Source organism: Acidisphaera rubrifaciens HS-AP3 (genome assembly GCF_000964365.1).
Taxonomy (GTDB): Bacteria; Pseudomonadota; Alphaproteobacteria; order Acetobacterales; family Acetobacteraceae; genus Acidisphaera; species Acidisphaera rubrifaciens.
On the sequence record NZ_BANB01000391.1, the window covers coordinates 1 to 7,047 of the forward strand.

The following is a 7,047-nucleotide window of genomic DNA, read 5'->3' on the forward strand; positions in this document are numbered from 1 at the left end:
CCCGGTCGGCGCGCATCATGCGCAGCAGCATGCCCTCGCGCAGGCCCCGGTCGGCGACCACCACGTCCCCCGCCGGCCACAGCCGGGTGATGGCCGCGAACACGGCGCAGCCCGGCAGGACGAAGGCCGCCCGCTCCGGCCCGACGCAGGGATGCTCGGCCAGCCCCTCCGGCCCCAGCGCCAGCAGCCGCGCCAGCGCCGCGTCCGCGTCCGCCCGGCACAGCACCATCCCGTCCACCAGCGGCCGCCGATAGCGCGGCAGGTCGAGCGCGATGCCGGCCAGGGTCGTCACCGTCCCGCTGGTGCCCAGCAGCCGCACCCCGCCCGCGCGTATCTCGCGGGCGATGCAGTGCACCGCTTCGAAGCCGCGCAGCCGCTCGGCCACGTCGTCCACCATGGCGGCGAAGCCCTCTCGGGTCTGCGCGGCCGGGCCGTATTTCTCGGCCAGCGTCACCACGCCCGCCGGCAGGCTGTGATAGCCGATCAGGCTGCACCGCCCGTCCGGCTCCAGCCGTACCCAGGCGACCTCGGTCGAACCGCCGCCGATGTCGAACAGCAGCGCCCGCCGCGCCGCCTCGGCCGACTGCGCGAGCAGCGGCGCGCAGGATTCGAGGGCGAGCTCCGCCTCCTCCCGCGTCGAGATGATGTCGATGGCAAGCCCGGTCGCGCGCTGGACCTCGGCCAGGAACTCCGCCCCGTTGACCGCCTGCCGGCAGGCCTCGGTGGCGATCGCGCGCAGATGCCGCACCGGGCGGCGGGCGAGGCGCGCGGCGCAGGCCTGCAGCGCGCCCATCGCCCGCTCCATCGCCGGCGGCGACAGCCGTCCCGATTCATGCAGCCCCTCGCCCAGGCGGACGATGCGGCTGTAGCTGTCCAGCACGCGGAACCCCTGCCCCTGCGGGGCGGCGACCAGCAGGCGGCAATTGTTGGTGCCGAGATCGAGGGCGGCGAAAGCGGGCGGCCCCTTCGCCCGGCACGGGTCGATCGATGTGACAGCTTGGACCATCGTCTTGGCCTTCCACTGTGTAGATGGGGAGTGTCCACCCGGGCTGCCGGCCCGGCAAGCCTGTTCTGCGCCGCCCTCACGCCCCCGCCGGATTGCCGCCCCGCCCCGCCCCGTGTTAGGCACCTGCCTCCCGCGAGGCACGCGCCGGACGGTGGGGGATAGTTTAGCGGTAGAACTCCCGGCTCTGACCCGGGCAGCCTTGGTTCGAATCCAGGTCCCCCAGCCAGCCGCGTTTTGCGGCACCCGCTTTGATCCATGACACGACTGCAACCACGGCGGCGCGGGCGCGTTTGTGACCGCGTATCATTGCGGTGGTAACGGAACAATGTTGAAACTTGCGATCTTCTTTCTGGTGGTGTCGCTGATCGCGGCATTCTTCGGGTATGGCGGGGTGTCGGTGGCGGCGGCGGGTATCGCGAAGATCCTGTTCTTCGTGTGCATCGTCGCCTTCCTGGTCTTCCTCGTGCTTGGGCTGATGGCCGGTCGGGCGATCTTGTGACGCTCCCCGGCTGATACGGGGCGCGCGGCCGGGTCCGGCGACATGCCGGGACGGCCGCGCTGCCTGACTTACCGCCTCCGCCCACCGCCTCGCCTTCCGCCTTTGCTGCCTTCCCGTTTCCCGATGCCCGGTATCGCCATGCGGCCGCTTTTGTGCGGCGCGGCGTGATGGCATGATCCCTCTATGAGCGAGACATTGCCGATCCTCGTGCCCCTCGAGGGTGCCACCAACGTGCGCGACCTCGGCGGCAGGCGGGGTGCGGACGGGCGGCGGGTGCGGACGGGGCGGCTGTTCCGCTCCGCGTCCCTGGTCGGCATGACGCCGGCCGACGTGGCGACGCTCGACGCCCTCGGCCTGCGCACGATCTGCGACCTGCGGGGCCTGAAGGAGGCGGCGCGGGCGCCGGCGCCGCTGGGGTCGGTGCCGCACGTGACCGTCCATCCGGTGCCGATCGAGCCGACCGTGGGCGCGACCCTGCGCGCGATCGAGGAGACGCGGCCGGCGACCGGCGAGGACGTGATGGCGATCCTCCGCCGCGCCTATGCGGCCTACAGCCGCGAATGCTGGCAGCCGTACCGCACGATCTTCGCCTTTGCCCGCGATCCGTCGCGGCACGGGCTGCTGTTCCACTGCTCGGCCGGCAAGGACCGGACCGGGTTCGGCGCGGCGCTGATCCAGACCGCGCTCGGCGTCGCGTGGGACGACATCATGGACGACTACATGGCGACCAACCGGCTGTGGAAGCCGGACCCGGAGCTGGCCGAACGCCTGCCGCCGCCGGTCGCCGAGGTGCTGCTGCGCGTGCACGAGGAATTGCTGCCGCTGGCGTTCGACACGATCCGCGCCGACTGGGGCAGCCCGGAGGCGTTCATGGAGGCGCGGCTCGGCATGGGCCCGGCGGAACGCGAGGCGTTCCGGGCGCTGATGCTGGAATAGGCGCTACAGGCGCTGCGCCAGCGCCCAGGCGGCTTCGGCCAGGAGGGCGTATTTGGCGCCGGCTTCCAGGCCGCGGGCATCGGCGGCGTTGCCGTCGAGGGCGCGGCGATAGACGCCGGCGGCGATGGCGGCCCAGCGGAACAGCGCGAAGATGCGGTAGTAGTCGAGCGCGGGCACCTGGTCCCAGCCGCGGGCGCTTGCATAGGCGGCGATCAGCTCCCCCTCCGCCGGCACGCCGGGGGCGTCGAGGTCGAGGATGCCGCCCACCGATTTCGGCAGGTGCCACGGCAGGCAGGTATAGGCGAGGTCGCCGGCCAGCGGGTTGCCCAGCGTGGACAGTTCCCAGTCGAGCACGGCGACGATGCGCGGCTCGGTCGGGTGGAAGATCATGTTGCCGAGGCGGAAATCGCCGTGGACGATCCCCCGCTCCACGTCGGGCGGGGCGTTGGCGACGAGCCAGTCGATGACCCGGTCCATCGCCGGCAGCGGGTCGAGGGCGGCAGCGCGGTACTGCTTCGTCCAGCGATCGACCTGACGGGCGACATAGCCCTCCGGCCGGCCGAACTTCTCCAGGCCGACACGCGCGGGGTCGATCGCGTGCAGGGCGGCCATCACGCGGATGAGGTCGGCGTAGCAGGCGGCGCGCTGGTCGGGCGGCAGCGCCGGCAGGCGCAGATCGGTGAATACCCGCCCGTCCACCTGATCCATGACGAAGAACGGCGTGCCGATCACCCCCTCGTCCTCGCACAGCAGGCGCACGGGCGGCACCGGCACGGCGGTGCCCGACAGGGCGGCCATGGCGGTGTATTCGCGTTCGACCGCGTGGGCGGAGGGCAGCAGCTTGCCGGGCGGTTTCTTGCGCAGGACGTAACGATGCGGTCCCGCCTCGATCGCGTAGGTGGGATTGGACTGCCCGCCCTGGAACTGCCGCACCGCGACCGGCGCCTCGAACCCCGGCAGCCGCACGCGCAGATAGGTCGCGAGCGCGTGCTCGTCGAAGCGGTGCTGCGGCAGCACGGGGACGAGGACGGGGGCGCCTTCGGTCATCGCCGGTCCGCCGCGCTCAGTCCGCCGTGACCGGCGAGCCCGCCGTCACGCCGCCGTCGATGACGAAGGTCTGGCCGGTGGTGAAGCTGCCGGCGCCGGAGGCGAGGAAAACGGCCGCGCCCGCGATCTCGTCGGGCTCGCCGATGCGCCGCAGCGGCGTGTCGGCGGAGCGGCGGCGCTCGATCTCCGGATTCTCCCACAGCGCGCGGGCGAAGTCGGTGCGGATCAGGCCGGGGGCGATGCAGTTGCAGCGGATGTTGGCGTGGCCCCATTCGATCGCGACGTTGCGCGCGATCTGCATGTCGGCGGCCTTTGAGATGCAGTAGGCGCCGATCACCGGCGAGCCGCGCAGCCCGCCGATGGACGAGATGATGATGATGGAGCCGCCGCCGCGCTCCGCCATCTGGGGGATCACCATGTTGCACAGCCAGACGTTGCTGCGCACGTTCGAGCCCATGATCTTGTCGAACTGCTCGTCGCTGATGCCGGCGGACGGGCCGAAATACGGGTTCGTCGCGGCGTTGCAGACGAGGATGTCGATGCCGCCCCACAGCGCGATCGTCTCGTCCACCAGCCCCTGCAGCGCCTGTTTCTGCGAGATGTTGCAGGGGATCACCGCCGCCTCGCCGCCGCGGGCGCGGATGCCGGCGGCGACGGCCTCGCACGCATCGGCCTTGCGCGAGGAGACGATGACGCGCGCGCCGTGCTCGGCGAGGCGTTCGGCGATGGCGCGGCCGATGCCCTTGGACGAGCCGGTGACGACGGCGACGCGGCCGGTGAGGTCGAACAGCGAGGATTGCGCGCTCATGCGTTCGGCCTCGCCGGCTTGTACTTCGCCAGTTCCATCCGCCCGAGCTGGTGGCGGTGCACCTCGTCCGGCCCGTCGGCGATGCGCAGCGTGCGCGCGGTCGCATACATGCGGGCGAGACCGAAATCGGAGGTCACGCCGCCCGCGCCGTGCGCCTGGATCGCCCAGTCGATGACGCGGCAGGCCATGTTCGGCACCGCGACCTTGATCGCCGCGATCTCCGTCCGCGCCGCCTTGTTGCCGACGGTGTCCATCTTCCACGCCGCGTGCAGCACCTGCAGCCGCGCCATGTCGATCTGGATGCGCATCTCCGCGATGCGTTCGATCATCACGCCCTGATCGGCAAGCGGCTTGCCGAAGGGGACGCGCTCGATCGCGCGCTTGCAGGTCTTCTCCAGCGCGTATTCGGCGAGGCCGATCGAGCGCATGCAGTGATGGATGCGCCCCGGACCGAGTCGCCCCTGCGCGATCTCGAAGCCGCGGCCCTCGCCGAGCAGGATGTTGGAGGCCGGCACGCGGACGTTGTTGAACACGATCTCCGCATGGCCGTGCGGCGCGTCGTCCCAGCCGAACACCGGCAGCATCCGCTTGATCTCGACGCCGGGCGTGTCGCGCGGCACCAGGATCATCGATTGCTGGCGGTGACGGTCCGGGTTGGCCGGATCGGTCTTGCCCATGACGATGAAGATCTTGCAGCGCGGGTCGCCCGCCCCGCTGCTCCACCACTTGCGGCCGTTGATGACGTAATCATCGCCGTCGCGCTTGATGTGGGTCTGGATGTTGGTCGCGTCCGACGAGGCGACATCCGGCTCCGTCATGCAGAAGGCGGAGCGGATCTCGCCTTCCAGCAGCGGCTCCAGCCAGCGCTTCTTGTGCTCGGCGCTGCCGTACCGTTCGATCGTCTCCATGTTGCCGGTATCGGGGGCGGAGCAGTTGAACACCTCGCTCGCCCACGGCACGCGGCCCATGATTTCCGACAGCGGCGCGTATTCGAGGTTGGTCAGCCCGGCGCCGTAGTGGCTTTCGGGCAGGAACAGGTTCCAGAGCCCAGCCTTGCGCGCGTGCGGCTTGAGCTGCTCCACGATCGGCACCGGCTGCCAGCGGTCGGGCGCGTTCGCCATCTGCGCCGCATACGTCGCCTCGTTCGGATAGACGTGTTCGTCCATGAAGGCCTGCACGCGCTCGCGCAGCGCGTTGACCTTGTCCGTGTAGGCGAAATCCATAGCGTCCTCCCCCGTCCTTGCCCGGAGTGTCGCGCCGGGCCTATCCATGGTCAATCCGCGCGCCGCGAACAGGTGGCGCGCGCAACGAAGCGAGGGGGGAAGCGCACCGCATGACACGTCCTTTGTATACGCATGCGCAGTTGCGGCGCCTGATCGAGCCGTCGAGCATCGCCGTCGTCGGCGCCTCGCCCCGTCAGGGTTCGTTCGGCGACCGCATCCTCGCCAACCTCGCGGACTATGACGGCGCCGTCTGGCCGGTGAACGGCAAGTATGAGCGGATCGGGGCGCGGACCTGTTATGCGTCCATCGCCGCGCTGCCGTCGCCGCCGGATTGCGCGATCATCGTCGCCGGCCGCGACCAGGTGGAGCCGATCGTCGCCGAATGCGCGGCCGCCGGCGTGGGCGGGGTGATCGTCTGCGCGTCCGGCTACGCCGAGATGGGCCTGCCGGAGCGGGTCGCCGATCAGGCCCGCCTCGGCGAGATCGCGCGCCGGCACGGCATGCCGATCGTGGGCCCGAACACGATCGGCATCCTGTCCACGGCGCGGCAGGCGCGCAGCACCTTCATGGCGGTGGTGCCGCCGCCGAAGCCCGGTCCGCACGCCATCGGCATCGTCAGCCAGTCCGGCGCGCTCGGCTTCGCGCTGGCGCAGGCGGCGGTGCGCGGGGTCGCGGTGAGCCACATCCTGTCGAGCGGCAATTCGTGCGACGTCGATGCCGCCGATTATGTCGCCTATCTGGCCGACGATCCGGGCTGCGCCGCCATCGCCTGTGTGTTCGAGGGGCTGTCCGATCCGCGGCGGATGCTGGCGGCGGCGCGGCGGGCGCGGGAGGCGGGCAAGCCGCTGGTGGTGTTCAAGATCGCGACCGGCACCGAGGGGGCGACGGCGGCGCTGTCGCACACCGGATCGCTGGCCGGCGCGCAGGCGGCGTACGAGGCGGCGTTCCGGCGCGAGGGCGCCGTGCTGGTCGAGGGGTTCGAGCATCTGGTGGAGACCGCCGTGTTCTTCGCCAAGGCCGGGCGGCCGAAGGGGCCGGGGGTCGCGGTGCTGGCCACGTCCGGCGGGGCGGCGATCATGGCGGCGGACCGGGCGGAGCAGCACGGCGTCGCGCTGCCGCAGCCGGACGCGGCGCTGCGGGCCCATCTGGCGGCGCGCATCCCGGAATTCGGCGCGGCGCGCAACCCGTGCGACGTGACGGCGCAGGTGCTGAACGACGCCACGTCGCTGAACGAGTGCGGCACGGCGCTGCTGGCCAGTCCGGACTATGCGGCGCTGGTGGTGCCGCAGGTCTATTCGTACCAGGCGACCGCCGACCGCGTGCCGGCGTACGAGGCGATCGCGCGGACCTGCGGCAAGCCGGTGGTGATGATCTGGGCGACCGAGCATCTGGCCGGGCCGGGCATCGCGGAGATCGAGGCATCGCCGCATCTGGCGGCGTTCCGATCCTTCTCCGGCGCGTTCGCGGCGCTGGCGGCGTGGCAGCGGACGGCGCGGGCGGCCCATCCCGACGCGCCGGCCACGCCCGC

Annotated in this window: 7 protein-coding genes and 1 tRNA gene; 4 read left to right on the forward strand and 4 right to left on the reverse strand. The window is 71.7% G+C overall.

All coding sequences use genetic code 11. From position 1 onward, the window contains the following. On the reverse strand, positions 1-1,006 hold a 1,006-nt coding region (locus B8460_RS11610; RefSeq protein WP_048861762.1), incomplete at its 3' end, for a Ppx/GppA phosphatase family protein. A gap of 152 nt (positions 1,007-1,158) precedes the next feature. Between B8460_RS11610 and B8460_RS11615 the strand changes: the two genes are divergently transcribed. The 3 genes from B8460_RS11615 to B8460_RS11625 all read left to right on the forward strand — a co-directional run bounded on the left by B8460_RS11615 (position 1,159) and on the right by B8460_RS11625 (position 2,441). Beyond that, a tRNA-Gln gene (locus B8460_RS11615) sits at positions 1,159-1,232 on the forward strand. A 99-nt stretch (positions 1,233-1,331) separates the two neighbouring features. Beyond that, the gene (locus B8460_RS11620; protein ID WP_048861763.1) at positions 1,332-1,505 is read left to right on the forward strand and encodes a DUF1328 domain-containing protein; all 174 of its coding nucleotides are present in this window, start codon (positions 1,332-1,334) and stop codon (positions 1,503-1,505) included. Between the two features lie 183 nt (positions 1,506-1,688). Then, on the forward strand, positions 1,689-2,441 hold the full coding sequence (locus B8460_RS11625; protein ID WP_048861764.1) for a tyrosine-protein phosphatase: 753 nt from the start codon (positions 1,689-1,691) through the stop codon (positions 2,439-2,441). 3 nt (positions 2,442-2,444) lie between these two features. On the opposite strand, the gene B8460_RS11630 is transcribed toward B8460_RS11625, so the two are convergent. Genes B8460_RS11630 through B8460_RS11640 form a run of 3 tightly spaced genes read right to left on the reverse strand, consistent with a single transcriptional unit; the run spans position 2,445 to position 5,519 of the window. Continuing rightward, a complete protein-coding gene (locus tag B8460_RS11630) occupies positions 2,445-3,488 on the reverse strand; it encodes a phosphotransferase (protein ID WP_048861765.1) in 1,044 nt (347 codons plus the stop codon). Positions 3,489-3,504: 16 nt separating this feature from the next. Beyond that, complete coding sequence (locus B8460_RS11635; protein ID WP_048861766.1) at positions 3,505-4,296, reverse strand: SDR family NAD(P)-dependent oxidoreductase; 792 nt, start codon at positions 4,294-4,296, stop codon at positions 3,505-3,507. Further along, positions 4,293-5,519, reverse strand: a complete 1,227-nt coding sequence (locus B8460_RS11640) for an acyl-CoA dehydrogenase family protein (RefSeq protein ID WP_048861767.1) — start codon at positions 5,517-5,519, stop codon at positions 4,293-4,295. Before B8460_RS11640 ends, B8460_RS11635 begins: the two co-directional genes overlap by 4 nt. Positions 5,520-5,629: 110 nt before the next feature. Between B8460_RS11640 and B8460_RS11645 the strand changes: the two genes are divergently transcribed. Further along, a partial coding sequence (locus tag B8460_RS11645; protein ID WP_048861768.1) for a CoA-binding protein occupies positions 5,630-7,047 on the forward strand: 1,418 nt, incomplete at its 3' end.

Bases quoted from the DNA above. Each gene is read 5' to 3' on its own strand.
- B8460_RS11620 (WP_048861763.1), top strand. From the start codon at position 1,332: ATGTTGAAACTTGCGATCTTCTTTCTGGTGGTGTCGCTGATCGCGGCA.
- B8460_RS11625 (WP_048861764.1), top strand. From the start codon at position 1,689: ATGAGCGAGACATTGCCGATCCTCGTGCCCCTCGAGGGTGCCACCAAC.
- B8460_RS11630 (WP_048861765.1), bottom strand. From the start codon at position 3,488: ATGACCGAAGGCGCCCCCGTCCTCGTCCCCGTGCTGCCGCAGCACCGC.
- B8460_RS11635 (WP_048861766.1), bottom strand. From the start codon at position 4,296: ATGAGCGCGCAATCCTCGCTGTTCGACCTCACCGGCCGCGTCGCCGTC.
- B8460_RS11640 (WP_048861767.1), bottom strand. From the start codon at position 5,519: ATGGATTTCGCCTACACGGACAAGGTCAACGCGCTGCGCGAGCGCGTG.